General features: G+C 69.5%; 23 protein-coding genes. 13 read left to right on the top strand and 10 right to left on the bottom strand.

Features of this window, described 5'->3' with window-relative positions:
* Nucleotides 1–161: 161 nt before the first annotated feature.
* Nucleotides 162–1,772 (bottom strand): MDR family MFS transporter, encoded by a 1,611-nt coding sequence (locus ACYVIO_RS29080; RefSeq protein WP_460654097.1) that lies wholly within the window; start codon nt 1,770–1,772, stop codon nt 162–164.
* Entirely contained in the window at nt 1,769–2,299 is a 531-nt protein-coding gene (locus tag ACYVIO_RS29075) for a MarR family winged helix-turn-helix transcriptional regulator (protein WP_460654096.1), read from the bottom strand. The genes ACYVIO_RS29080 and ACYVIO_RS29075 overlap by 4 nt, the downstream gene beginning before the upstream one ends.
* A 118-nt stretch (nt 2,300–2,417) precedes the next feature.
* On the opposite strand from ACYVIO_RS29075, the gene ACYVIO_RS29070 reads away from it, so the two are divergent.
* Nucleotides 2,418–3,176 carry an SDR family oxidoreductase gene (locus ACYVIO_RS29070; protein WP_460654095.1) on the top strand — a complete coding sequence of 253 codons (759 nt, stop codon included), beginning with the start codon at nt 2,418–2,420 and terminating at the stop codon, nt 3,174–3,176.
* 17 nt (nt 3,177–3,193) lie between these two features.
* On the opposite strand, the gene ACYVIO_RS29065 is transcribed toward ACYVIO_RS29070, so the two are convergent.
* Entirely contained in the window at nt 3,194–3,796 is a 603-nt protein-coding gene (locus ACYVIO_RS29065) for a DUF642 domain-containing protein (RefSeq protein WP_460654094.1), read from the bottom strand.
* 135 nt (nt 3,797–3,931) lie between these two features.
* On the opposite strand from ACYVIO_RS29065, the gene ACYVIO_RS29060 reads away from it, so the two are divergent.
* The 3 genes from ACYVIO_RS29060 to ACYVIO_RS29050 are packed head-to-tail and all read left to right on the top strand — an operon-like array spanning nt 3,932 to nt 6,464.
* Complete coding sequence (locus ACYVIO_RS29060; RefSeq protein ID WP_460654093.1) at nt 3,932–4,879, top strand: ABC transporter ATP-binding protein; 948 nt, start codon at nt 3,932–3,934, stop codon at nt 4,877–4,879.
* Nucleotides 4,879–5,661, top strand: coding sequence for an ABC transporter permease (locus ACYVIO_RS29055; protein WP_460654092.1), 783 nt, complete (start codon nt 4,879–4,881; stop codon nt 5,659–5,661). The genes ACYVIO_RS29060 and ACYVIO_RS29055 overlap by 1 nt, the downstream gene beginning before the upstream one ends.
* Nucleotides 5,661–6,464: an ABC transporter permease gene (locus ACYVIO_RS29050; RefSeq protein WP_460654091.1), complete on the top strand. Its 804-nt coding sequence runs from the start codon at nt 5,661–5,663 to the stop codon at nt 6,462–6,464. Before ACYVIO_RS29055 ends, ACYVIO_RS29050 begins: the two co-directional genes overlap by 1 nt.
* Here the strand turns inward: ACYVIO_RS29050 and ACYVIO_RS29045 are convergent.
* From ACYVIO_RS29045 to ACYVIO_RS29035, 3 genes are read right to left on the bottom strand one after another with little or no spacing between them, the layout of a single operon-like run.
* On the bottom strand, nt 6,457–7,755 hold the full coding sequence (locus ACYVIO_RS29045) for an aminoglycoside phosphotransferase family protein (RefSeq protein WP_460654090.1): 1,299 nt from the start codon (nt 7,753–7,755) through the stop codon (nt 6,457–6,459). The genes ACYVIO_RS29050 and ACYVIO_RS29045 overlap by 8 nt on opposite strands.
* Before the next feature lie 22 nt (nt 7,756–7,777).
* The gene (gene dhaL, locus ACYVIO_RS29040; protein WP_460654630.1) at nt 7,778–8,395 is read right to left on the bottom strand and encodes a dihydroxyacetone kinase subunit DhaL; all 618 of its coding nucleotides are present in this window, start codon (nt 8,393–8,395) and stop codon (nt 7,778–7,780) included.
* Nucleotides 8,395–9,138, bottom strand: a complete 744-nt coding sequence (locus ACYVIO_RS29035; protein ID WP_460654089.1) for an MIP/aquaporin family protein — start codon at nt 9,136–9,138, stop codon at nt 8,395–8,397. The genes dhaL and ACYVIO_RS29035 overlap by 1 nt, the downstream gene beginning before the upstream one ends.
* A 136-nt stretch (nt 9,139–9,274) precedes the next feature.
* Here ACYVIO_RS29035 and ACYVIO_RS29030 point away from each other — a divergent pair, with 136 nt between their 5' ends.
* Both ACYVIO_RS29030 and ACYVIO_RS29025 read left to right on the top strand, forming a co-directional pair.
* Complete coding sequence (locus ACYVIO_RS29030; RefSeq protein WP_460654088.1) at nt 9,275–10,024, top strand: IclR family transcriptional regulator; 750 nt, start codon at nt 9,275–9,277, stop codon at nt 10,022–10,024.
* A gap of 239 nt (nt 10,025–10,263) precedes the next feature.
* Complete coding sequence (locus ACYVIO_RS29025; RefSeq protein WP_460654087.1) at nt 10,264–11,913, top strand: dihydroxyacetone kinase family protein; 1,650 nt, start codon at nt 10,264–10,266, stop codon at nt 11,911–11,913.
* Nucleotides 11,914–11,915: 2 nt separating this feature from the next.
* Here the strand turns inward: ACYVIO_RS29025 and ACYVIO_RS29020 are convergent, their stop codons facing one another.
* From ACYVIO_RS29020 to ACYVIO_RS29005, 4 genes are read right to left on the bottom strand one after another with little or no spacing between them, the layout of a single operon-like run.
* Nucleotides 11,916–12,860, bottom strand: coding sequence for an aldo/keto reductase (locus ACYVIO_RS29020; RefSeq protein WP_460654086.1), 945 nt, complete (start codon nt 12,858–12,860; stop codon nt 11,916–11,918).
* A 10-nt stretch (nt 12,861–12,870) separates the two neighbouring features.
* Nucleotides 12,871–14,163: an aminoglycoside phosphotransferase family protein gene (locus tag ACYVIO_RS29015; protein WP_460654085.1), complete on the bottom strand. Its 1,293-nt coding sequence runs from the start codon at nt 14,161–14,163 to the stop codon at nt 12,871–12,873.
* Nucleotides 14,164–14,205: 42 nt separating this feature from the next.
* Complete coding sequence (locus ACYVIO_RS29010; RefSeq protein ID WP_460654084.1) at nt 14,206–14,754, bottom strand: TetR/AcrR family transcriptional regulator; 549 nt, start codon at nt 14,752–14,754, stop codon at nt 14,206–14,208.
* 18 nt (nt 14,755–14,772) lie between these two features.
* Nucleotides 14,773–15,327 carry a TetR/AcrR family transcriptional regulator gene (locus tag ACYVIO_RS29005; protein WP_460654083.1) on the bottom strand — a complete coding sequence of 185 codons (555 nt, stop codon included), beginning with the start codon at nt 15,325–15,327 and terminating at the stop codon, nt 14,773–14,775.
* A gap of 88 nt (nt 15,328–15,415) precedes the next feature.
* Between ACYVIO_RS29005 and ACYVIO_RS29000 the strand changes: the two genes are divergently transcribed.
* The 7 genes from ACYVIO_RS29000 (at nt 15,416) to ACYVIO_RS28970 (ending at nt 23,652) form a co-directional block, all read left to right on the top strand.
* A complete protein-coding gene (locus ACYVIO_RS29000; RefSeq protein WP_460654082.1) occupies nt 15,416–16,432 on the top strand; it encodes an NAD-dependent epimerase/dehydratase family protein in 1,017 nt (338 codons plus the stop codon).
* A gap of 103 nt (nt 16,433–16,535) precedes the next feature.
* Nucleotides 16,536–18,746, top strand: a complete 2,211-nt coding sequence (locus ACYVIO_RS28995; protein ID WP_460654081.1) for an MMPL family transporter — start codon at nt 16,536–16,538, stop codon at nt 18,744–18,746.
* A complete protein-coding gene (locus tag ACYVIO_RS28990) occupies nt 18,746–19,390 on the top strand; it encodes a TetR/AcrR family transcriptional regulator (RefSeq protein WP_460654080.1) in 645 nt (214 codons plus the stop codon). The genes ACYVIO_RS28995 and ACYVIO_RS28990 overlap by 1 nt, the downstream gene beginning before the upstream one ends.
* A gap of 36 nt (nt 19,391–19,426) precedes the next feature.
* Nucleotides 19,427–20,632 (top strand): threonine ammonia-lyase, encoded by a 1,206-nt coding sequence (gene ilvA, locus ACYVIO_RS28985; RefSeq protein ID WP_460654079.1) that lies wholly within the window; start codon nt 19,427–19,429, stop codon nt 20,630–20,632.
* Between the two features lie 10 nt (nt 20,633–20,642).
* Nucleotides 20,643–21,980, top strand: a complete 1,338-nt coding sequence (locus tag ACYVIO_RS28980) for an extracellular solute-binding protein (RefSeq protein WP_460654078.1) — start codon at nt 20,643–20,645, stop codon at nt 21,978–21,980.
* Nucleotides 21,977–22,849, top strand: a complete 873-nt coding sequence (locus tag ACYVIO_RS28975) for a carbohydrate ABC transporter permease (protein WP_460654077.1) — start codon at nt 21,977–21,979, stop codon at nt 22,847–22,849. Before ACYVIO_RS28980 ends, ACYVIO_RS28975 begins: the two co-directional genes overlap by 4 nt.
* A complete protein-coding gene (locus ACYVIO_RS28970; protein ID WP_460654076.1) occupies nt 22,846–23,652 on the top strand; it encodes a carbohydrate ABC transporter permease in 807 nt (268 codons plus the stop codon). The genes ACYVIO_RS28975 and ACYVIO_RS28970 overlap by 4 nt, the downstream gene beginning before the upstream one ends.
* Nucleotides 23,653–23,663: the final 11 nt, after the last annotated feature.

Genomic DNA, 23,663 nt, shown 5'->3' with positions numbered 1-23,663 from the left:
GCCGCAAGCGGTACCGAGCGACAGGACGTCTCGGCCCAGCGAGCCACGACACGCCGCGACATGCCGCGCGGGCCGGCGTTGCCGACGGACTCGTCCTGTCGGTCGGTACCAAACAGCCGCCCCCGGGACGTCCCGGGGGCGGCTGCTGAGTGGCGCTGGGATCAGTGCATGGAGGCGGCTGCGGAGGCCTCGAGGTTCGGCTCCTCGCCGTCCTTCGGTGCCTCGTCGCGACCGGCCAGGCGCTGCTCCGGGGTGATGATCGCGATCACCAGGGCGATCGCGAGGAACGGCAGGGAGACCAGGAACACGTCGCCCATCGCCTCGACCAGGCCGAGCAGGGCCCAGCCCTTCATCGGCTCCTTCAGCGCGTGCAGGGCCTGGACGCTGTTGGCCGCCTTGGCCAGCATGCCGACCATGTTCTGCGCCGTGTTCGGGACGATGTCGCCCAGGTGGTCGGTGAGCCGGCTGGTCAGCACCGCGCCGTACACGGCCGTGCCGATCGCGCCACCCATCGAGCGGAAGAACGTCATCGTCGAGGTCGCGGTGCCCATGTGCTTGCGGGGCACGCTGTTCTGCGCCGCGGTGACGGTGATCTGCATCGACAGGCCCAGTCCGGAACCCATCACGAACATGTAGATCGCGAGCTGCCAGTACGGCGTGCTCATGCTCAGCGTCGACAGCATCACCATCGCGCCGCCGACCAGGACCGCCGAGATGATCGGGTAGATCTTGTAGCGACCGGTCTTGCTCATCAGCTGACCGCTGGGGATCGAGGCGCTGAAGATACCGACGATCATCGGCAGCAGCGCCAGCCCGGAGCGCGTCGGGGACAGGTCCTTGACCGCCTGCAGGTACAGCGGCAGGAAGATCAGCGCACCGAACATCGCGAAACCGAGCAGGAACGCGAACCCGGCGTACCCGGCGAAGATCCGGCCCTTGAACAGGTCCATCGGGATGATCGGCTCGGAGACCCGCAGCTCGACGAAGACGAAGGCGACAGCCAGTACGACGGCCGCGACCAGCAGGCCGACCGTGGTGGCCGAGCCCCAGCCGTTGTCCGGACCGCTCCAGGAGACGGCCAGCAACAAGGTGGTGACCGCGGCGGTGACCACGGCGGCGCCCAGGTAGTCGATCTTGTGCGACCGCTTCACGTGCGGCAGCTTCAGCACGGCGCCGACGATGCCCAGGGCAACCAGGCCGATCGGCAGGTTGATCCAGAAGATCCAGCGCCAGCCGGGACCGTCGGTGAGCAGACCGCCGAGCAGCGGGCCGGCCACCGAGGACAGACCGAAGACGGCACCGAAGTACCCCATGTACTTGCCGCGCTCGCGCGGCGGGATCACGTCGCCGATGGTGGCGAAGGCCAGCGACATCAGACCACCGGCGCCGAGGCCCTGGACGGCCCGGAAGCCGATCAGCATCTCGATGTTCTGCGCCAGCGCGGCCAGCACGGAGCCGGCCAGGAAGGTGACGATCGCCGCGATGAACAGCGGACGGCGGCCGTACAGGTCGGAGATCTTGCCCCACAGCGGCGTCGAGGCCGTCGAGGTCAGCAGGTAGGCGGTGACCACCCAGGACAGCTTGTCGAGGCTGTTGAACTCGCTGACGATCTGCGGCAGCGCGGTCCCGACGATGCTCTGGTCGAGCGCCGCCAGGAACATGCCGGCCATCAGGCCGCCGAGCACGACCAGGATCTGCTTGTGGGACAGGTAGCTCGGAGTGTTCGGATCAGGCGCAGCGCCGCCGGTGACGGCGGGCTCGGTGGTGCTCATCTGGTGCTCTCCACGTTCTCTTCGGTGGTCAGTCGCGCGGCGGCGGCCCAGCCCTTGTCGGCCCAGGCCTTGTCGTCGCGTGCGTCGGTGAGGTTCGCGACGCCGTCGGCGAACCGCGTCATCAACTGCTCGAAACTCTTGATGTCCTGCTCGGACCAGCCCTCCATGGCCTGGGTGAGCAACGCCATCCGTCGGCGGGCGTTCTCCTCCCACTCGGCCGTGCCCTGCGCGGTCAGCTCGACCCGGAAGGCGCGTCCGTCGTCGGGGTCGACCGAGCGCTGGACCAGACCTGCCTGCTCCAGCGACCGGACGTGCCGGCTGGCGGTGGAGGCGTCGATCTCCATCTTGTTCGCCAGGTCGGACAGTCGCAGCGCGCCGTTGCACCGCAGGACGAAGAGCACCAGGTGGGCGCTCTGGTCGAGCGAGTCACCGGGCTGCTTGGCCTTCAGCCGCCGCCCGATCCGGGTGAACGCGTGCAGAACCCCCTCGATCGGGGTCTGCGGGGCGTACCCGTCATTTACATGCATGGTGCAAGCATATACATACGTGCGTGATACATGCAAATGAGTTTCCTAGGATGTGCGACGGATGGCCAACGATTAACCGCGGGTAGTCTGGCGGTCACGGAGTGGATTGGGGTCGGGGATGCAGAAGATCGCGGTGGTCACCGGTGGTGGGTCCGGGCTCGGGCGGGAGATGGCGCTGGCCCTCGCGGCGGCCGGGTTCCAGGTGACGGTGACCGGGCGGACCGAGGCGAAGCTGTGGGAGACCGCGGCCGCCGCCGAGGAGATCGACGCCGTCGGGAACGCCGGCGTGGGCGAGGTCCGTACGGCGGTCCTGGACGTGACCGACGGCGCCGCGGTCCGCGACTTCTTCGCGAGCCTGTCCCGGATCGACGTCCTGGTGAACAACGCCGGCACCGGCATGCCGGCCGCGCCGATCGAGGAGGTCGACGAGGACGCCTGGCGCGCGGTCGTCGACACGAACCTGACCGGCTCGTTCCTGTGCGCGCAGGCGGCGTACGCGCTGATGCTGCGGCAGGATCCGAAGGGCGGGCGGATCATCAACAACGGCTCGATCTCGGCCCACGTCCCGCGGCCGCAGGCGATCGCCTACACGGCGTCCAAGCACGCGATCAGCGGCCTGACCAAGGGCCTCGAGCTCGAAGGCCGCCCGCACAACATCACCGCCGGCCAGATCGACATCGGCAACGCCGCCACCGCGATGACCGAACGCATGGAACAAGGCGTCCTCCAGCCCGACGGCACGATCGCCGTCGAGCCCACCTTTGACCCCAGGATCGTCGCCGACTTCGTCGCCCGCGTCGCCCTCCTCCCGACCTCGGTCGCCGTACCGACCCTCACGGTGATGGCCGCCGGCATGCCGTACGCCGGCCGCGGGTAGCGACCGGCGTCCAGGCTTCAGCTGATCCGGTTGACCTGCGAGGCCGAGGCGGGGCAGAGGACGAGCAGGCAGCTGTCCACCTTGACATCGTCGACGACTGCGCCCCAGGCCTGGAGTGAGGTGCCGGCGAACTTCAGCGTCGCGGAGCTGTTCAGGAGGTTGGTGAAGTAGAAGGAGCGGTAGGTCCAGCCCATGTTGCCGTTGGACTTGCCGGTGACGTCGAAGGTGAAGGCGTCGACCTGCTGGTCGTTCACCGTGACCCGGCCGCTCTTCACGGTGGGCGGTCCCTCGGAGTTGCCCGCCACCGCGAACGTCACCTTGTACGTCGTCAGCAGCTGGGTCGGGAACGACCGCGCGACCGCTCCCGGGCCCGAGCCGTTGAGGTCGAGGGACTGGCGGCCTTCGGCGTTCTGCCAGTCGGTGGTCAGATCGACGCTTCCGGCGGTCACGTTCCAGCCGCCGAAGCTCTGGCCGGCGACGTAGCCGCGGAACTCGACGGTGAGCACCGGGTCCTCGAAACCGTTGGCGAAGACGGGAGTGGCCGAGGCCGGTGACGCGGTCAGGGCGACGAGCGCGGTGGACAGGGCGAGCAGGAACGTCGTACGGCGGAACTTGGGCATAGCAGAGCCTCCCCAGGCAGAAAGGACGGACGGGTCCTAACAGTCAGTGTGCGGTCACGCTCCGCGATCGGCGCGGGGAGACGGCGTGGGGCAAATCGACAAGAAGTTGTCGGTGGGGCGGTCTAGGGTCGTGGGGTGAGTGAGCAGCGGGAGTCTCTGGTTCGGGCGCGCGGGCTGACGAAGGCGTACGGCGCGTTCGAGGCGGTGCGGGGGATCGACCTGGACGTCGTCAAGGGCGAGGCGTTCGGCTTCCTGGGGCCCAACGGGGCGGGGAAGTCCTCGACGATGCGGATGATCGGGGCGGTGTCGCCGGTCAGTGGTGGGGAGCTGCGGATCCTGGGGATGGATCCGGCGACCGACGGGCCGGCGATCCGGGCGCGGCTGGGGGTGTGTCCGCAGGACGACACGCTCGACACGGAGCTGTCGGTGCACGAGAACCTGACTGTTTACGGGCGGTACTTCGGGCTCAGCAGGGCCGACTGCCGGGAGCGGGCGGACGAGTTGCTCGAGTTCGTCGCGCTGACGGACAAGGCGAAGGTGAAGGTCGACGAGCTGTCGGGCGGGATGAAGCGGCGGCTGACGATCGCGCGGTCGCTGGTCAGCAAGCCGGACCTGCTGCTGCTCGACGAGCCGACGACCGGGCTCGACCCGCAGGCGCGGCATCTGTTGTGGGACAAGCTGTTCCGGCTCAAGCAGGCCGGGGTCACGCTCATCATCACGACGCACTACATGGACGAGGCCGAGCAGCTCTGCGACCGGCTGGTGGTGATGGACGCCGGGCTGATCGCGGCCGAAGGTTCGCCGTACGAGCTGATCCGGGACTACTCGACGCGTGAGGTGACCGAGCTGCGGTTCGGGCCCGAGGTGATGTCGGCCGATCACGACGCGCTGGCCGGCAAGGTCGCGGATCTGGCGCAGCGGATCGAGGTGCTGCCCGACCGGCTGCTGCTCTACACCGACGACGGTGAGCGCACGGTTGCCGCGGTGCACGAGCGCGGCCTGCAGCCGGCCGCCGTACTGGTACGGCGTTCGACGCTCGAGGACGTGTTCCTGCGGCTGACCGGCCGGACACTGGTGGACTGATGAGCGTCGTGCTGGAGAACGGCCGCCGCCAGTTCGACTACTGGGCGACGGTCTACAAGCGCACCTGGAAGGGCAGCCTGGTCAGCAGTTTCCTGCTGCCGCTGCTCTACCTGGCCGCGATGGGCATCGGCCTCGGCTCGTTCGTCGACGACAACGGGAGCGGCGCGCTCGGCGGGATCAGCTACCTGCAGTTCATCGCGCCCGGCCTGCTCGCGGCGACCGCGCTGCAGATCGCGGTCGGTGAGTCGACGTACCCGGTGATGGGCGGGATCAAGTGGCAGAAGTTCTACTTCTCGATGATCGCCACGCCGTTGCGGCCGGCCGACGTGATGTACGGGCAGCTCGCGTTCGTCGCGTTCCGGGTGCTGACCACGTGCACGGTGTTCCTGGTGGTGATCGCGCTGTTCGACGGGCTGGCGACGCCGTGGGGACTGTTCGGGCTGCCGGTCGCGCTGCTGGTCGGGATGGCCGCGTCGGCTCCGGTCTGCGCGGTCGCGACTCGGCTGGAGAACGACTCGGGCTTCGCGATGATCTTCCGGTTCGGTGTCGTCCCGGCGTTCCTGTTCTCGGGCGCGTTCTTCCCGGTCTCGCAGCTGCCGAACTGGATCGAGTGGCTGGCCTACCTGAGCCCGCTGTGGCACGGCGTCGAGCTGTCGCGTGACCTGAGCCTGGGCACGGTCGACCCGCTCGCGGCGCTCGGCAACGTGGCCTACCTGGCGGCGTGGTTCGTCGTCGGGACGTGGTTCGCGGTGCGCGGCCTGACCCGGAGGTTGATCAGCTGATGGCCACTCTCACCGCGCGCGTGGTGCCGCTGCCGGTCCGCTTCGGCAACGGCCGGCACCTGGTCGAGCGCAACTTCCTGGTCTACCGGCGGTCCTGGATCGTCTTCGTGTCCGGCTTCTTCGAGCCGGTCTTCTACCTGCTCTCGATCGGCGTCGGCGTCGCCCAGCTGGTCGGCGACTTCACGCTCGGCGACGGCAGCACGATCGGGTACGCCGCGTTCGTGGCGCCGGCGATGCTGGCCAGCTCGGCGATGAACGGCGCGATCTTCGACTCGACGTACAACATCTTCTTCCGGATGAAGTACGCCCGGCTGTACGACTCGATGCTGGCCACGCCGCTGCGGCCGTGGGACGTCGCGACCGGCGAGGTGACCTGGGCGCTGCTCCGCGGCGCCTGTTACTCGGCCGCGTTCATCGTCGTGATGCTCATCATGGGCCTGGTCGAGTCGTGGTGGGCGCTGCTCGCGCTGCCGGCCGCGGTCCTGATCGGGTACGCGTTCGCCGGCGCCGGGATGGCGATGACGACGTTCATGCGCAGCTGGCAGGACTTCGAGTTCGTGCAGCTGGCGACGATGCCGATGTTCCTGTTCTCGGCGACGTTCTACCCGATCGAGACCTACCCCGGCGCGATCCGCTGGCTGGTCGAGATCACCCCGCTCTACCAGGGCGTCGCGCTCGAACGCGCGCTCACCACCGGCACCGTCAGCTGGACCCTGCTGATCAACGCGCTCTACCTGATCGCGATGGGCACCGCCGGCATGTACGTCGCCTCCCGCCGCCTGGGCAAGCTGCTGCTCAAGTAGCAGCGGGAACGCCCAGCAGCTTGCGGATCCACTGGGCGCCGCCTCGGTACATGGCGTCGCGGCTCGGGCCGGACACGTTGTCGGCGAGGTGGAACGAGGTGATCGCCTGGTGCAGTGCGCCGAGCCGGTCGGCCAGGTCGAGCGCGCGGCGCAGGGCCGGGAGCGGTGCGAAGTCCTGCCAGACAGCGAGGTAGGCGTCCGTGACTCGAGGCGACCGCGACAGTTCGGACCGGTCGCCGACGAAGGTGACCAGGTCGAGGAACGGGTGCGACACTGCGGCGTCGGTCCAGTCGAAGGCGATCGGTAGGCCGTCCCGTACGGCGATGTTGCCGGCGTGGAGGTCGCCGTGGAGCAGGGTCTCCGGGATGCCGATCGCGGCGAGTTCGTCGGTGGAGTCCCGCAGGTCCTTCGACAGGGCGGGCAGTTGCTCGCGCTCTTCGGTGCTGAGCTGGGCGGTCACCGGGTTCGGGCCGAACAGGCGGTTGAGCTCGCCCGCGAGAGTTCCGAGCCGGCGGTCGACGCAGCTCATGGCGAGCAGGTCGTCCGGCGATTCCGTGAGGCTGCGCTGCAGCCGGGCATGGGATTCCAGTGCGTCGACCCAGAGGTCCAGCTCGGTCTGCTGCGCGAGCGGTGCGCCGAGGTCGGGCAGCAGCAGCCACACCCGGTCCTCGTCGATCGCGATCGGGCGGACCACCTCACCTGGCCGCGCGGCCGAAAGCTGGTCGAGCAGCCGCGGCTCGTGGGCGAACAGCAGCGGGGAAGCATCAGGCCGATCCGGTACGACGGTGCCGCTGTGGAGGAGGGCCTTGAAGTACACGTCGCCGGAGCTGGTCGGGACGCGCAGCACGTTGGACAACCCCCAGGAGCGGACCTGGGTCGGCGAACCGGTTCGTTCGATGTGCTGATCGATCCAGGCCAGCGCTTCGGCGTACCAGCTCGGTTGCGTCCAGGCAGGGGTCAGGGGGTAGTCGTGGGGAAGTGCGAGGTGGGCCCGAGCTGCTGCGACGAGTGGGTCATCGGTAGGGGTCTGCGCGAAGTCGCCGGACGGACTCGGCGTCGCTCGCCCGACGCCGCTCGTGCCCGTGCTCCTCAGCAAGTAGTCGATCTGGCCGGGGCTGCGGCCGAGGCAGGTGAGCACTGTCGCGTCGACACCGAGCTCGGACCGGACTGTCTGAAGCACGGCTTCGACGTCGAAGAACCACACGTTGCCGGGGACCTGCACGTCGGGCAGTCGGTGAAGGCCGTCGCTGTCGAGCAGGACCGCGGCGATCGTCGTACTCGGCTCGGGCATCTGGGAAGCGTACGGCGACTGATCAAGTGACAGTGAGAGCGGTGAAGAGGAGCGCGGACGACGTGGCCCCTGGGTCGAGGTGGCCGACGCTGCGTTCGCCGAGGTAGCTGGCTCGGCCTTTGCGGGCGAGCAGGTCGATCGTGGCGTCGCGGCCTGAGTCAGCGCCTGCTGCCGCGGCCTGGAAGATGTCGGGGAGGTCGTGGCGTGCGGCTGCCGCTGTGGCGAACGCGTCGATGCCTGGGGCAAGGGCGTCGTACATGGTCTTGTCGCTCGGCTCGGCGCTGCCGCGCGCGACGACGCCGGCCAGGCCGGCCCGGAGCCCGAGGGTGAAGCGGCGGGCGTCCAGGTCGGGATCGTTGCCGATGGCATCACCGAGGCAGAGGAAGAAGCTGCCGAAGAGTGGGCCCGCGGCGCCGCCGACCTTGCTCACCACGGTCTGGCCGACGGCGGTCAGCAGTTCGCCCGGCTGATCGCGCGGGGTGGACAGGTCGGCCGTGACGACGGACAAGCCACGGGTCAGGTTGGTGCCGTGGTCGGCATCGCCGATGGCCGCGTCGAGGGCGTTGAGGCGGTCGTGTTGGGAGTCGACCAAGTCGGCGAACGCGCGGATCCAGTGCGCCAGGAAGTCCACCGAGATCATCACGACGCGACCTCTTGGGCGGCCGGAGCCCGGTCGGCCGCCGTACGGGAGAGTGCGAGGTAGACCAGACCTGCGAGTACGCCGGCGCTGAGCTCGGCGGCGAGGTAGACGGGGAGCTGCGCGAAGTTCACCTGGCCGCCGGCGAGCTGCTGAACCAGCATCGGGCCGACGGTACGCGCAGGATTGATCGAGGCGCCGGTGATCGGTGCGACCGGGATGATCGCGGCGAAGACGACCAGACCGATCGCGAGCCCCGCGAATCCTGGCGCCGCCTTGCGGTGGGTCGCGCCAAAGACAACCAGCACCAGGATGAAGGTCCCGACGAACTCGGCCAGGAAGGCCTGCGGTGCGCTGACGGTCGCGCCGTACGTCGCGATGCCGAGCCCGAGGTCGCTCGCCTTCGGGCCGAGCACGCCGAGGATCGCGGCCGCGCCGAGGACCGCGCCGGCCACCTGCGCGGCGACGTACGCCGGGACCAGCGACCACGGGAACTTGCCGGTCGCGGCCAGGCCGAGCGTCACGGCCGGGTTGATGTGGTTGCCGGAGATCGGGCCGAGCGCGTACACGGTGGCGACCACCGCGGCCGCGAAGGCGAGCGAGATCATCCCGAGGTCGGCCATCGTGAACGGTGCCGCGCCGTTCACGATCAGCGTCGCGGGCACCGCGCCGACGCCGACGAAGACCAGGATCGCGGTGCCGAGGAACTCGGTGCCGAGTCGTTGGGCGAGGGAGTTGTCGTCCATGGGGAGTCCTTCCGGGAGCGACCGGGAAGCGGTCGCTGGGATCTGAAGGCCGTTCGACATTGTCGAATGGTTCTCGGAACATACGCCTGTGGTTCACTGCTGTAAAGACTTGTTCGATTCACTGAGGAGAACTCGGATGATCCAGTCCGTCGACCGGGCGATCCGGATACTCGGGGTGCTGCAGGGTGCGCGCCGGCTGAGCCTGTCCGACGTCGCGAGCCGGCTGGAGCTGCCGCCGTCGACGGTGCACGGAATCCTCAAGACGCTGCAGGCGCACGGCATGGTCGTGCAGGACCGGGACTCCAACCGGTACCAGCTCGGCCCGGCCGTGCTGAAGCTCGGCAACGTGTACCTCGACACCCTGGAGCTGCGGTCGCGCGCGGTGACCTGGTCGGAGGAGCTCGCGCGGCGCAGTGGTCACGCGGTCCGGACCGGGGTGCTCACCTTCGACGAGGTGGTGATCATCCACCACGAGCCGCGGCCCGACGGGAGCCGGCAGATGCCGGAGGTGGGGATCGTGATCCCTGCGCACGCGAGTGCTCTGGGGAAGGCGCTGCTCGCGTTCCTGCCGGAGCAGGCGGATGAGCTGATGGCTGACGGGAAGCTGCGGAGCATGACGTCGGAGACGCTGGTGGATCCGGCGTTGCTGCGGGCGCAGTTGGCCGACGTTGCCCGGGATGCTCTCGCGACCGAGCGCGAGGAGGCGGTGCTCGGTGAGGCCGGGGTTGCCGCTCCGATCTTCGATGCGTCGGGGGTGGCGGTAGGGGCCATCGGCATCGTTCTGCCCGCGGCCGACTGGCCGCCGACGGAGTCCACCTTCACCGCGGTCCGTGAGGCGGCCCGCAACATCAGCCGGGAGCTCGGCGCTTCGCGCTGGCCCGCCTGACCGGCGGCGTCGAGGCCCCGCGCCCGGTCCTTCGAGTCGGCACCACCACCAGGTCCTTCAAGTCGGCACCACCGCCCGGTCCTTCAAGTCGGCACCACCGCCCACATCCGCGCCAGGCGATCCGTCCCTCCGCTCAAACCGTCCGGCGGAGGCGTGATCTTTACAGCCGGATGAACCGCGGCCTACTCTGTGAAACCCATTCGACATTATCGAACGTGGTTCACGAGAGGGCGGCTGCTGTGAAGAAGCTTGTCAACAGCGCGGGGGACGTGGTGCCGCAGATGCTGGACGGGTTCGCGCTGGTCAACCCGGGGATCGTCGTACTGGGTGATGGCGTGGCGGTCCGGGCTGACGCCGACCGGCTGAAGGAGCGCGGGCAGGTGGCGCTCGTGTCCGGAGGAGGCGCTGGGCACGAGCCGGCGCATGCAGGGTACGTCGGGCCGGGGATGCTGACCGCCGCGGTGGCGGGTGATGTGTTCAGCTCGCCGTCGGCGGACGCCGTACTGACGGCGATTCGGGCGGTGGGAAGCGCGGCCGGCGTACTGCTGATCGTGAAGAACTACACCGGGGATCGGCTGAACTTCGGACTGGCTGCTGAGATCGCCCGTGGGGAAGGGATTCCGGTCGAGCTGGTGGTCGTCGCGGATGACGCTGCGCTGGCCGACAGCGACGAGAACGCGGGACGCCGAGGGCTGGCCGGGACCGTGCTCGTGCACAAGATCGCGGGCGCTGCGGCGGAGGCGGGGCGGCCGTTGCGCGAGGTGGCCGAGCAGGCGCGCGCGGCGGCGGGGTCGGTCGCGACGATGGGGGTCGCCTTGTCGGGCTGCACGGTGCCGGCGGCGGGGAAGCCTGGGCTGGACCTCGGGGCGGACGAGATCGAGTGGGGGCTGGGGATCCACGGCGAGCCGGGGATCGAGCGGGGGAAGCTGCCGACGGCTGACGAGGTGGTCGACCGGCTGCTCGGGCAGCTGATTGCGGATCGCGAGGTCAAGGCCGGCGATCGGGTGGTGCTGCTGGTGAACAACCTGGGTGGTACGCCGGTGATGGAGCTGGGGATCGTCGCGCGGCGGGCGGTCGCCGTACTGGCGGAACGTGAGATCCAGTTGGAGCGGATCTGGGTGGGGACGTTTCTCACCGCGCTCGAAATGGCTGGGTGTTCGCTCTCGCTGGCCCGGGTGGACGACCAGGTTCTCGGCCTGCTGGATGCGCCGACCGAGACGATGGCCTGGCCGGCTGCGCACATCGGTCGGGTCTCGGCGGTTACCTCGCGGCCCGAGCCGTCAGTCGAGCTGCCCGCACCGGCGAAGGCTGTCGACGACCACCTGTGGGACTCAGTGGTTGCCGTGTGCAACGTCTTGATCGCGGCGGAGACGCAGCTGACCGAGCTGGATCAGTTGGTCGGCGACGGTGACCTCGGCATCAGTCTGGCCCGCGGTGCCCGCGCCGTTCTTGCTGAGAAGGATCAGTACGACGGGACCGATGACGCCAGCACCCTGCGCGGCATCGCCGGTACGGTACGCCGAACGGTTGGTGGGACCTCGGGTCCGCTGTACGCGGCGCTCGTACTGCGGGCCGCCAGCGCGCGGTCCGCTGGGAAGTCCTGGCCGGAGGCGTTCGCGGCCGGGGTGGATGCGATCGCGGAGCTGGGCGGCGCCAAGGTTGGTGACCGGACGATGCTCGACGCTCTGGTGCCGGCGGCGGTCGCGCTGCGTACCGGCGTACTGGCTGAGGCTGTTGCGGCGGCGCGGAAGGGGACGGACGAGACCGCCGGGATCCTGGCGCGCCGCGGGCGGTCCAGCTATCTCGGCGATCGGGCCCTCGGCACCGTCGATCCCGGTGCCGAGGCCGTCGTCCTCTGGCTCGAAGCCCTCGACGAGCAGTTGGCGTAGCCCTACCAGTCGAGGTGCTGCTCGCCCAGGCGGTCGGCGTACCAGGCGCGGATCGCCTCGACGGTTTCCGTGGGCAGTGGCTCGGCGGCTGAGGCGATGCTGGTTTCGAGGTGGTCGATCGAGCGGGTGCCGGGAATGACGGTGGAGACGCCGTCGTTCGCCAGCAGGAACTGGACAGCGGCGTCGACCAGGCTCACGCCGGACGGAAGCAGGGCGCGCAGCTCGTCGACCAGGCCGGCGCGGAGTGCGACGTCCTCGGCGGACCAGCGGGAGCGTACGTCGGTGAAGGTGCTGTTGGCGTCGTACCGGCCGGAGAGCCAGCCGGACTCCAGCGGGACCTTCACGATGACGCCCGCGCCCTGAGCGGGAGCTTCGGAGACGCTGGGCCAGGTCTCCTGGAAGAGCGCCGACATGCGGACCTCGAGGGCCTGTGAGCTGGTGTTCGTCAGGACGGTTCGGACGTCCTGGTCCCAGTCCACCGAAGCGCCGAAGGCTCGGATCAAACCCTTGTCGCGCAGGGCTTCCAGGGCGGCGTAGTGGTCGGCGCTGTTCAGCACCTCCGGCGGCGGGCTGTGCAGGACGACGACGTCGATGTGGTCGACGCCCATCCGCCGCGCGCTGCCCTCGACCGACGTCGCGATCGCGTCGACCGACCAGTCGGCGCGGCCGTCGTGGGTCGGGCCGACCTTCGTGCAGAGCACGACCTGGTCGCGCGGGACGCTCTGCAGCGCGGTGCCGACGTTCAGTTCGCTCTGGCCGTCGGCGTACGCCGGAGCGGTGTCGATGAAGTTCACCCCGGCGTCCAGCGCGGCGTGCACGATGCGCACCGCCTCGTCCGGGTCCGGACCGGTCGGCCAGCTCGAGGACTTGCCGAGCTGCCACGCGCCCAGCCCGATCGTGGTGACGTCGATACCGGAAGAACCCAGGGGACGCGTCTGCAAGGTCATAACGCTAAACCTAGTCGAGCGACGCACTCCGGTCTGCCAGGATTTTCCGTAGCCACCAGACTCCACCGCTGAGCATCGACGTACGGCTCGGTCCGGCGAGGTTGTCGACGAGGTGGAGATAGGTGACCGCCTGGTACAGCTCGCCGACCTCTCCGGCCAGGTCGAGCGCGCGCCGCAGGTCGGACAGTGGCGCGTAGTCCTCCCACTCGGCGAGGTACGCGTCGATCACCCGCGGGTCCCGCGACAGCGGCGACCGGCCCTCGACGAACGTGACCAGGTCGAGGAACGGATGCGCCAGCGCGGCGTCGGTCCAGTCGAACGCGAGCGCCTTGTCGTCCCGTACGGCAACGTTGCGCGGATGTAGATCCCCGTGCAGCAAGGTCTCCGGTACGCCGATCGACGTCAGCTCGGCGATCGCGTCCTGCAAGGCCTTCGCGCGGCCGGGCAACCGGTCGCGCTCCTCTTCAGCGAGCTCGCCGGTCAACGCGTTCGGGCCGAGGACGCGGGGAAGGTCGAGGGCGAGGCGGTCGAGGCGGCGGTCGAAGCAGCTCATCGCGAGCAGGGCCTCGGGGGTGTCGGCGTAACTGCGTTGCAACCGGGCGTGGGAGGTCAGTGCTTCGGTCCACAGCGCGGCGTCGGTCTGCTCAGCCAGTGGTTCGCCGAGGTCCGGGAGCAGCATCCAGGCGCGCTGCTCGTCGACCGCGATCGGCTCGACGACCAGGCCGGGGCGCTCGGCGGACAGTTGCCGGAGGAAGGCGGGTTCGTGGGCGAAGAGCAGGGGGAGTGCATCCGAGTGAGCCGGTACGACGGTCGAGGCGTGGGTGATCGCCTTGAAGTAGACGGTTCCTGTGGGGGCGGGGATGCGGAAGACGTTGGACAGGCCCCAGGAACGGACCTGTTCCGGTGGGCCGGTGCGGTCGAGGTGCTGGTCGATCCAGGGGAGTGCATCGGCGTACCAGTCGGGCCTGGTCCACGCGGGAGTGAGAGGGGCGCCGGGCGGCAGCGCGAGCTGCTTGCGAGCCGCCGCGATCAGGAGTGCGTCGACCAGCGGGTCGTCGTCGGCGGCGGCCCATTGGGCGTCCGCCGGAATGTTGCCTACGGCCACCATCAGGTACGCCGGACCCTCGGTGTCGAGGCACTCCAGCACGTACGCCTCGATCCCGAGCTGCTCGGCGTACCCGCGCACGACCGCGTTGACGTCCGGGAACCAGTGCTCCCCGTCCAGCTCGATCCGCGGGAGTCCCGTCGGCAGGACGAGCACCGCCTCGTCGTCCGGGCGTACCACCACAGCAGTTACGGTCACCGCCGCATCGTAGGCAGCAAACCTCCGGGCGACGTACCGGATTTACGGGATCAGCCGGAAGCAGAGGTCCTTCAGCGCGACCTGGAGCTCGTCGTCGGGGAGATCGGGGAACCGCTGGAGCAGCGCGCCGACGTCGCTGATCAGGTAGTAGCCCAGTTGCTCGTCGAGCGTGGGTTCGGGGCCGAAGAAGAGTTCGAGCCCGCGGCGGCCGAGCGTTTCCATCGCGGCGCTGATGATCGGGTTGCGACGGATGCCTGGGTCGGCCTGGTTGACGGCCGAGATGGTCCGGCTGGCGACCAGCGCCCGCGTGTAGCTGTCGATCAGGAACTCGCGGCGTTCGATCCGGTCCTCGATCAGTTCGGCCTGGTCGAACACCGTGGCCATCCGCTGCTGCGAGGCCTCGTTCAACGCGACGAGGATGTCGGCCTTGGTCTTGAAGTAGTAGTAGACGTTCGCCTTCGTGACGCCCATCGTGTCGGCGATCTGCTGCAGCGAGGTCGCGTCGAAGCCCTGCCGGACGATCAGCTCGTGGGTCGTCTCGAGGATCCGGCGGCGGGTCTGCTCAGCTTGCTCGGCTCGTTTGGTCGCCACCTGCCGGATCGTAGTGGCTCACCCGGCGCCGTAGCGCAGGCCGTCGGTGAAGAGCCGGATCAGCCGGCCCGCGCGGGCCTCGGAACCGGGGGAGCCGACGGATCCGCTGATCCCGCTGAGCGCGCCGGCCAGGTCGTCGACGGAGACGTCGGTCCGGAAGAGCTTCGCCTCGACGCCGGCGGCGAGCAGTTGGCCGAGGGCCGCGTAGACCTTCGCGTGGGCGGCCTGGGCCGCGGTCGGGTCGGTCGTCGTCACCACCGACTTCACCGCCTGGGCCATCCCGGGCTTGCCGGCGACGTACCCGACGAAGCGGTCCATCCAGCTGATCAGCGCCTCGTCGGCGGGCATCCGGGCGAGCAGGTCGCCGGTGCCGTCGGTGAGCAGGCCGATCTCGCGCACGTACGCGCCGGTGATCAGGTCCTCGCGGGTCGGGAAGTGCCGGTAGAGGGTCGCGATCCCGACCTTCGCCGTCCGGGCCACCTCGTCGAGGGCGACGCCGACGCCCTTCTCGGCGAAGACGGCCGCCGCGGCCTCGAGGATGGCGAGCCGTTTGGCCCGCGCGTCTGCGCGCATGATCCGGATCTTACTGGAAGAATCCTCCAGTTATCCAGTGGAGCTGCTACCTTAATCGGAGAGACTATCTCCGATTAAGGATGGAACGATGGCGGAAACGGTGCTGGTGACGGGCGGGACGGGGTACGTGGCCGGCTGGTGCATCGTCACCCTGCTCGAGCGTGGGTACGACGTACGGACGACCGTGCGGAGCCTGGCCAAGGGCGACGTCGTGCGGGAGGCGGTGAGCAGTGCCGTCGATCCGGGCGAGCGGCTCACGTTCGCGGTCGCCGACCTGATGTCCGACGACGGCTGGGCCGACGCCGTCCGCGGCGTCGACTATGTCCTGCATGTCGCGTCGCCGCTCGGTGACGGGGACTCCGGAGATCCGGACGCGCTGATCCGGCCGGCGCGGGAAGGTGCCTTGCGGGTGCTGCGCGCCGCGACGGCCGAGGGCGTGAAGCGGGTCGTGATGACCTCGGCGGCGAACGCGGCCTCGCCCACGTCGTACGCCGAGGACGGTGTCACCGACGAGACGCTCTGGACCGTCGACGATCCGTCGCTGCCGGCGTACCGGCGGTCGAAAACCCTGGCGGAGAAGGCCGCCTGGGACTTCATCGCGGCGTACGACGGCCCGACGCAACTCACCACGATCCTGCCCGGTGCGGTGTTCGGGCCGATCCTGAGCGCCGCCAACCTGGGGACGGTGAACATCATCGCCCGGATGGTCCGGGGCGACATGCCGGGTGCGCCCCGGATCGGCCTGGAGGTCGTGGACGTCCGCGACCTGGCCGACCTGCACGTCCGCGCGATGGCCGCGCCCGAAGCGGCCGGCGAGCGTTTCCTCGGAACGGGTGAGTTCATCTGGATGCGGGACATTGCGCAGGTGCTGAAGGACGGTCTCGGCGCAGCGGGCGCCAAGATCTCGACCCGGCAGCTCCCCGACCTCCTCGTCCGGCTGGCGTCGATCCGGGACAAGTCGCTGCGCGCGATCACGATCTCGCTCGGCCGGCGCAACCGGCACACCACCGAGAAGGCGCACCGGGTGCTCGGCTGGACGCCGCGGCCGGCGGCCGAAACGGTCCTGGCCTGTGCCAACAGCTTGCTCGAACGCAAGGTTCTGTGATCTAGTTCATTAGCCGCTCGGCTAGCGAAATCTTGCTAACTGGAAGATTCCTCCATATCTTGTGGAGGAATCTTCCAGTTCTGTCGAGCGAGGGGCTCCCGTCATGGCACATCCCGAGAACACTTCTCCACCGGTCGGCCCGCTGGGACGGCTGGCCGGGTTCGCCTTCCGCCGCCGCGGCACGGTCGTGCTCGGCTGGATCGCGGCGCTGGCGCTCGCGATCGGGCTGTCCGCGATGTTCGGTGGTGACTTCGAGGTCGACTACTCGACGCCCGGCTCGGACTCGCAGGCCGCGCAGCAGTTGCTGGAAGAGCGGTTCCCGGCGCAGTCCGGCGCGACCGTGACAGTCGTCGCTCACGCGGAGGACGGGATCGCGGGGGAGCGGGCCGCGATCACGCAGCTGCTGACCGAGCTCAAGGCCGTGCCGCACATCGCGTCGGCCGAGGATCCGTTCGTGACGCCCGGCGGGATCTCCGCGGACGGGCAGACGGCCGTGGCCCGGCTGCGGCTCGACGTCGTCAACCCGGACGAGATGCCGGTCGAGGACACCCGACGCCTGATCGAGCTGACCGAAGCGCGCGGCTCGGACCAGTTGCAGACCGCGATCGGCGGCCAGGCGATCCAGCTGGGTGACCAGAGCGAGATCGGTTCCGAAGGGCTGGGTCTGGCGGCGGCTGCGATCATCCTGCTGCTCACCTTCGGGTCTGTGGTCGCGGCCGGGCTGCCGATCGGGGTGGCGGTGATCGGGCTGGCGGTCAGCGGGTCGCTGACCGGGCTGGTGATCAACTTCGTCCAGGCGCCGGAGTGGTCGACGTCGCTGGCCACGATGATGGGGATCGGCATCGGGATCGACTACGTGCTGCTGATGGTGACCCGGTTCCGGGAGTGGCGGGCGGCCGGCCTGGATCCGCAGGCTGCGACGGTGGCGACGCTCGACACCGCGGGGCGGTCGGTGGTGGTTGCCGGGAGCACCGTGGTGGTGAGCATGCTCGGGTTGTTCGCGATGGGGATCGCGTACATGCGCGGGGCCGCGTTGGTGACGATCACGGCGGTGCTGGTCGTCGTACTGGCGTCGGTCACGCTGTTCCCGGCGCTGCTCGGCTATCTGGGCAAGCACGTCGAGCGGCTGCGGTTGCCGCTTCTGAAAAGGACGAATGCGACGGTGACCGCCGACGGGCATGTGGATCCGAGTCGCTTCTGGCTGCGGTGGAGCCGCCTGGTCGAGCGGCACCGGTTCGTCGCGGCATTGGCCGGAGTCGCCGCGCTGGTCGCCTTGGCGATCCCGTTCTTCGGGGTGCAGTACGGCTTCCCGGACGCGGGCAACAACCGCGCGGAGACGACGACGCGACAGGCGTACGACCTGATCGCGGACGGGTTCGGGCCTGGGGTGAACGGCTCGTTCCTGCTCGCGGTTGAGGGCGCTTCAGATCAGCCGGCGCTGGCGAAGCTCCGGACGGCCTTGGTCGGGACCGAAGGCGTCGCGCAGGTGTCGCCGGCGCAGCTCAACCCGGGCGGCGACACCGCCGTACTGACCGTGGTGCCCAAGACCGGACCGCAGGACGCGGCGACGACGGATCTCGTGCGCCGGTTGCGGGACGAAACAGTGCCTGCGGCAACTAATGGGACGGAGCTGGAGGTCCGCGTCGGCGGAGTCGCGGCGACCTCGATCGACAGTACGACGGACCTGGCCGGTCGGATCCCGTTCCTGATCGGCGGCGTCGTGCTGCTGTCGATGGTGCTGCTGCTCGTCGGCTTCCGCAGCGTGGCTGTGGCGGTCAAGGCGGCGGTGATGAACCTGTTGTCGGTCGGTGCGGCGTACGGGATGGTGTCGCTGGTGCTGCAAGGCGGCTGGCTCGGTGGGCTGGTCGGGATCGACACGCCGACACCGTTGCCGCCGTTCGTACCGGTGCTGATGTTCGCGGTGCTGTTCGGCCTGTCGATGGACTACGAGGTGTTCCTGGTCAGCCGGATGCGCGAGTCGTGGATCCGGACCGGTGACAACCACCGGGCGGTCACCGAGGGGCTGGCCGGGACCGCGCGGGTGATCACCGCGGCGGCGGCGATCATGATCGCGGTGTTCGCCGCGTTCGTGCCGAGCCCGGACGTGATCCTCAAGGTGATCGGGGTCGGGATGGCGACGGCGATCCTGCTGGACGCGACCGTCGTCCGGCTGCTGCTGGTCCCGGCGGTGATGCACATCCTCGGGCGCGCCAACTGGTGGATGCCCGCGTGGATGGGCCGCCTGCCGGAACTGCACGTCGAGGGTCACGCCCAGGACCACCTACCGAAGCGCCTGGTTGCAACAATGGGTTGATGAGCGAGCAGCGACCGGCACGGGCCGACTCCGTGCGGAACCGGGCCAAGCTGGTCGCGGCCGCGCGTGAGGTGTTCGCGGAACGCGGGTTCGGGGCGACGCTCGACGACATCGCCCGGCACGCCGGGGTCGGCACCGGTACGGCGTACCGGCACTTCCCGAACAAGCAGGCGGTCGCGGCGGTCGTGCTGGCCGACGCGACCAGCGCGATCGCCCAGGACGCGCGGGACGCGCTCGCGGTCGCGGATCCGTGGGACGGGCTGGTGCTGTTCTTCGAGCGGAACGCGATCCGGCAGGTCGCCGATCGGGGCCTGTACGAGACGCTCACCGGGCAGGGCAACGACGAGGAGCAGGCGCGGATCTGGCCGCAGGTGTTCGAGGCGGTGACCGAGCTGTTCGAGCGGGCGCAGGCGGCCGGGGTGATCCGCCCGGACGCCGCGCCGCAGGACATCGCGGCGATCTTCGCGCTGCTCGGCCCGGCGTTCGAGATGAGCCGCAGCACGTCTGCGGACCTGTGGCGCCGGTACCTCGCCCTGATGCTGGACGGCCTGCGCCCGGCCGGTCAGGCGCCTTTCCCCGTACCGCCTCCGCCGCTCGACCAGCTGGACGCCGTCCTCTTCGCGGGCAAACGGCCCCGGAAATAACGCCCTCGTCATGGCCGCTCGGCTTAGTGTGGGCGGGTGAGCATCACAGCGGCTGAGATTGCCCGGGCAGCGGATCTGCTGCACGACGTCGTGGCGCCGACGCCGCTGGAGTACTCGCGCTGGCTGAGCGACCTGGTCGGCGGCGACGTCTTCCTCAAGTGCGAGAACCTGCAGCGCACAGGCTCGTTCAAGCTGCGCGGCGCGTACGTGCGGATGGCGCGGCTGTCGAAGCAGGAGAAGGCGCGCGGCGTCGTTGCCGCGAGCGCCGGCAACCACGCCCAGGGCGTCGCGCTCGCGGCGCAGCTGCTCGGGATCAAGTCGACCGTTTTCATGCCGTACGGCGCGCCGCTGCCGAAGGAGAAGGCGACCCGCGCGTACGGCGCGGACATCAAGTTCGTCGGCACGTCGATCGACGACTGCCTGCGCGCGGCGCGCGAGTTCGAGGCCGAGACCGGCGCGATCCTGATCCACCCGTTCGACCACCGCGACATCGTCGCCGGGCAGGCGACCGCGGGACTGGAGATCGTCGAGCAGTGCCCGCAGGTCCGGACCGTCGTCGTACCGACCGGTGGTGGTGGACTGATCGCCGGGATCGCGTCGGCGATGCAGCGCGACGGGTTTCCGATCAGCGTCGTCGGGGTCCAGGCGAAGGGCGCGGCGGCGTACCCGGCCTCGCTGGCGGCCGGCGAGCCGATCGCGCTGGACCGGATGAGCACGATGGCCGACGGGATCGCGGTCGGGCTGCCCGGCCAGGTGCCGTTCGCGGCGATCCAGGCGTACGTCGACGAGGTGCTCACCGTCGGCGAGGACTCGTTGTCGAAGGCCCTCTTGCTGGTGCTCGAGCGCGCGAAGCTGGTGGTCGAGCCGGCCGGCGCGGCCGCGGTCGCCGCCGTACTGGATGATCCGAAGCGGTTCAAGCCGCCGGTCGTCGTGGTCCTGTCCGGTGGCAACATCGACCCCGTCCTGCTGATGCGCGTCCTGCGGCACGGCATGGCCGCCGCCGGGCGGTACCTGTCGCTGCGGGTGCGGATCCCGGACACACCCGGTGGTCTGGCCACGCTGCTCGGCCGGCTCGCGGAGGTCGAGGCGAACATCATCGAGGTCCTGCACGAACGCATCTCCGAGACCCTCGACCTGGACGAGGTCGAGGTCGCGCTGCAGCTGGAGACCCGGGGTGAGGAGCACCGGATGCGGGTATTGAACAGCCTGAGCGCGAGCGGATACACCTACACGTTGAACTGAGGAGCCCCCTGTGAAGGTCGTTGCCCTAGCGGCTGCAGCACTGTTGTTGGCCACCGCCTGTACGCCGGGGTCCGAGACCCCCGAAGGCGGTGCGAGCGCGCCGAGCACGGTGAAGACCGACGCGGCGTCGCTGGGCGACGTCAGCCTGACCGTGTGGGACCAGGAGGTCCGCGGCGGGCAGGCGGCGCAGATGGCCGAGCTGATCAAGCAGTTCGAGGCCAAGTACCCGAACATCAAGATCAAGCGGGTCTCGCGGTCCTTCGACGACCTGAAGACCACGCTCCGGCTCGCGCTGTCTGGCAACGATGCCCCGGACGTCGTACAGGCGAACAACGGGCGTTCGGACATGGGTGAGTTCGTCAAGGCCGGGCAGCTGGTGCCGCTGGACGAGTGGGCCAAGGCCTACGACTGGGGCAGCCGGTACCCGGCTTCGGTGATGCAGTACTCGCGCTACTCCGCCGACGGCAAGACGTTTGGCGAGGGCAACCTCTACGGCCTGCCGCAGGTCGGTGAGGTGGTCGGTCTCTACTACAACAAGGAGAAGCTGACCAAGCTCGGGATCCAGCCGCCGACCACGTGGGCGGAGTTCGAGGACGCGCTGGCCAAGGCCAAGGCCGGCGGCGAGCTCCCGATGCAGCTCGGCAACCTGGACAAGTGGCCGGCCATCCACGTCTTCGGCACGGTGCAGGACAAGACCACGCCGGCCGACCAGATCACCACGCTCGCGTTCGGCCGCCCGGGCGCGTCCTGGAAGTCGCCGGAGAACACCAAGGCCGCCGAGAACCTGGTCTCCTGGGTGGACAAGGGCTACTTCAACTCCGGCTTCAACGGCCAGGGCTACGACCCGGCCTGGCAGGACTTCGGCAAGGGCAACGGTGTGTTCCTGATCGCCGGGACCTGGCTGCAGGCCGACCTGCAGAAGGCGCTCGGCACCAAGGTCGGCTTCATGCTGCCGCCCGGCACGGAGGCCGGCGCCAAGCCGGTGATCACCGGCGGGACCGGGCTGCCGTTCGCGATGACGAACAAGGCGAAGAACAAGGACGCCGCCGCGGCGTACATCAACTTCATCACCAGCCCCGACGCGATGAAGGTGCTCACCGCGACCGGCAACCTGCCGATCGCCGACACCGGTCAGCAGCAGGCGCCGGCCGGGCTGGCCAAGGACATCTTCGCCGCGTTCGGTACGGCGGTCGGCCAGGAAGGCCTGGTGCCGTACCTGGACTACGCGACGCCGACCATGTACGACACGCTCGGCGCGGCGCTGCAGGACCTGATGGCGAAGAAGGCGACACCGCAACAGTTCGTCGACAAGCTGGAGGCCGACTACAGCAAGTTCGCCGGCAAGTGAGCTCACCGCCCGGCGAACCGCGCAAGATCGGTTACCTCTACATCCTGCCCGCCCTGGTCGTCTACGGACTGTTCCTGCTCTACCCGCTGGGCCGGGCCGTCCACCTCTCGCTGTTCGAGTGGGACGGGATCTCGCTCGGCAAGTTCGTCGGCCTGAGCAACTACGCCGACGTCGTCGCCGACGCGGGACTGCGGGCCGCCTTCGGGCACGCGCTGGTGCTGATCGTCTTCTACTCGGTGCTGCCGGTGGTGATCGGGCTGGCGCTCGCGTCCGTGCTGCAGCGGGCGCGAGTCCGCGGGCTGGCGTTCTTCCGGACCGTGGTGTTCCTGCCGCAGGTGGTGGCGATGGTCGTCGTGGCCGTTGCCTGGCGCCACATCTACGCACCGGACGGCCCGCTGAACGGCGTACTGCGGGCTGTCGGTCTGGACGGGCTCGCGCGCGGCTGGCTCGGGGACTACGCGTTCGCGCTGCCCGCGGTCGGGGTGATCGGGACGTGGTTCGAGACGGGGTTGGTGACGGTGCTGCTGCTGGCCGGGATGGCCCGGATTCCACGCGAGCGGTACGAGGCGGCGCGGTTGGACGGTGCCGGATCGGTGGCCGAGTTCTTCGCGGTGGTGCTGCCCGCCGTACGGGGTGAGATCGCGGTCGCGGTGACGCTGACGGTGATCGCCGCGCTGCGGACCTTCGACCTGGTCTACGTGACGACCAGCGGGGGACCGGGAACGTCGACGAGCGTTCCGTCGTACGAGGTGTACCACCGGGCGTTCGAGCTCGGGCAGGTCGGCTCGGCGGCGGCGATCGGGGTCTGCCTGACCGTGCTGATCTTCGTGATCACGCTCGGGGTCAACCGGATCGCGGACCGCGCATGAGGGCGTCGGGAGCCGAGCGGTTCGGCAACTACCTGCTGCTGATCGTGTTCGGGTGCTTCGCGCTGGCGCCGATCGTGTCGATCGTCGCGGCCGCGCTCGGGCCGGACGACGGCGGCAGTGGGTCGAGCGGCTTCGGGAACTTCAGCCAGGCGTGGGAGATCGGGCACTTCGGGACGTACCTGCGGATGAGCCTGCTGGTCTCGGTGTCAGTGGTCGTCGCGAGTGTGCTGCTGTCGATCCTGAGCGGGTACGCGTTCGGGACGATGCGGTTCCGGGGCGCGGGCGTGCTGTTCTACCTGTTCCTGCTGGGCATCATGATGCCGACCGAGGCGATCGTCGTTCCGCTGTACTTCGACCTGCGCACGCTCGGGCTGACCGACACGTACTGGGCCGTCGCGCTGCCGCAGGTCGCGCAATCCGTTGCCTTCGGCACCTTCTGGATGCGGGCGTACTTCCGCTCGTCGAGCCGCGCGCTGGTCGAGGCGGCGCGACTGGACGGCGCCGGGCACTGGCGGACGCTGTGGCAGGTGCTTATTCCGCCGGCGCGACCGGCGCTGGTGACGCTGATCGTGCTGGTGTTCATGTGGACGTGGAACGAGTTCCTGATCCCGCTGGTGATGGTGACGAGCGAGTCGTTGCGCACGGCGCCGTTGGGGCTGGCGTTCTTCTCGGGTCAGTACACGTCGGGGTTCACGCTGCTCGCCGCGGGGGCGGTGATTGTCGGGCTGCCCGTCGTACTGGTGTATGCGTTCCTGCAGCGGCACTTCATCGCGGGCATGCTGGAAGGCGCCGTACGGGAGTGAGGTAGGTCGAG

The organism is Kribbella endophytica, assembly GCF_054781295.1.
Note: the sequence above shows the minus strand (reverse complement) of the source record. Positions and strands in the feature narration are given on the sequence as shown.

Coding starts and splice junctions, on each gene's coding strand:
- ACYVIO_RS29045 (WP_460654090.1), bottom strand. CDS start 7,755: ATGCCCGAGCCGAGTACGACGATCGCCGCGGTCCTGCTCGACAGCGAC.
- ACYVIO_RS29050 (WP_460654091.1), top strand. CDS start 5,661: ATGGCCACTCTCACCGCGCGCGTGGTGCCGCTGCCGGTCCGCTTCGGC.
- ACYVIO_RS29055 (WP_460654092.1), top strand. CDS start 4,879: ATGAGCGTCGTGCTGGAGAACGGCCGCCGCCAGTTCGACTACTGGGCG.
- ACYVIO_RS29030 (WP_460654088.1), top strand. CDS start 9,275: ATGATCCAGTCCGTCGACCGGGCGATCCGGATACTCGGGGTGCTGCAG.
- ACYVIO_RS29075 (WP_460654096.1), bottom strand. CDS start 2,299: ATGCATGTAAATGACGGGTACGCCCCGCAGACCCCGATCGAGGGGGTT.
- dhaL (WP_460654630.1), bottom strand. CDS start 8,395: ATGATCTCGGTGGACTTCCTGGCGCACTGGATCCGCGCGTTCGCCGAC.
- ACYVIO_RS28970 (WP_460654076.1), top strand. CDS start 22,846: ATGAGGGCGTCGGGAGCCGAGCGGTTCGGCAACTACCTGCTGCTGATC.
- ACYVIO_RS29080 (WP_460654097.1), bottom strand. CDS start 1,772: ATGAGCACCACCGAGCCCGCCGTCACCGGCGGCGCTGCGCCTGATCCG.
- ACYVIO_RS29070 (WP_460654095.1), top strand. CDS start 2,418: ATGCAGAAGATCGCGGTGGTCACCGGTGGTGGGTCCGGGCTCGGGCGG.
- ACYVIO_RS29000 (WP_460654082.1), top strand. CDS start 15,416: ATGGCGGAAACGGTGCTGGTGACGGGCGGGACGGGGTACGTGGCCGGC.
- ACYVIO_RS29005 (WP_460654083.1), bottom strand. CDS start 15,327: ATGCGCGCAGACGCGCGGGCCAAACGGCTCGCCATCCTCGAGGCCGCG.
- ACYVIO_RS29035 (WP_460654089.1), bottom strand. CDS start 9,138: ATGGACGACAACTCCCTCGCCCAACGACTCGGCACCGAGTTCCTCGGC.
- ACYVIO_RS29065 (WP_460654094.1), bottom strand. CDS start 3,796: ATGCCCAAGTTCCGCCGTACGACGTTCCTGCTCGCCCTGTCCACCGCG.
- ACYVIO_RS28990 (WP_460654080.1), top strand. CDS start 18,746: ATGAGCGAGCAGCGACCGGCACGGGCCGACTCCGTGCGGAACCGGGCC.
- ACYVIO_RS29020 (WP_460654086.1), bottom strand. CDS start 12,860: ATGACCTTGCAGACGCGTCCCCTGGGTTCTTCCGGTATCGACGTCACC.
- ACYVIO_RS28995 (WP_460654081.1), top strand. CDS start 16,536: ATGGCACATCCCGAGAACACTTCTCCACCGGTCGGCCCGCTGGGACGG.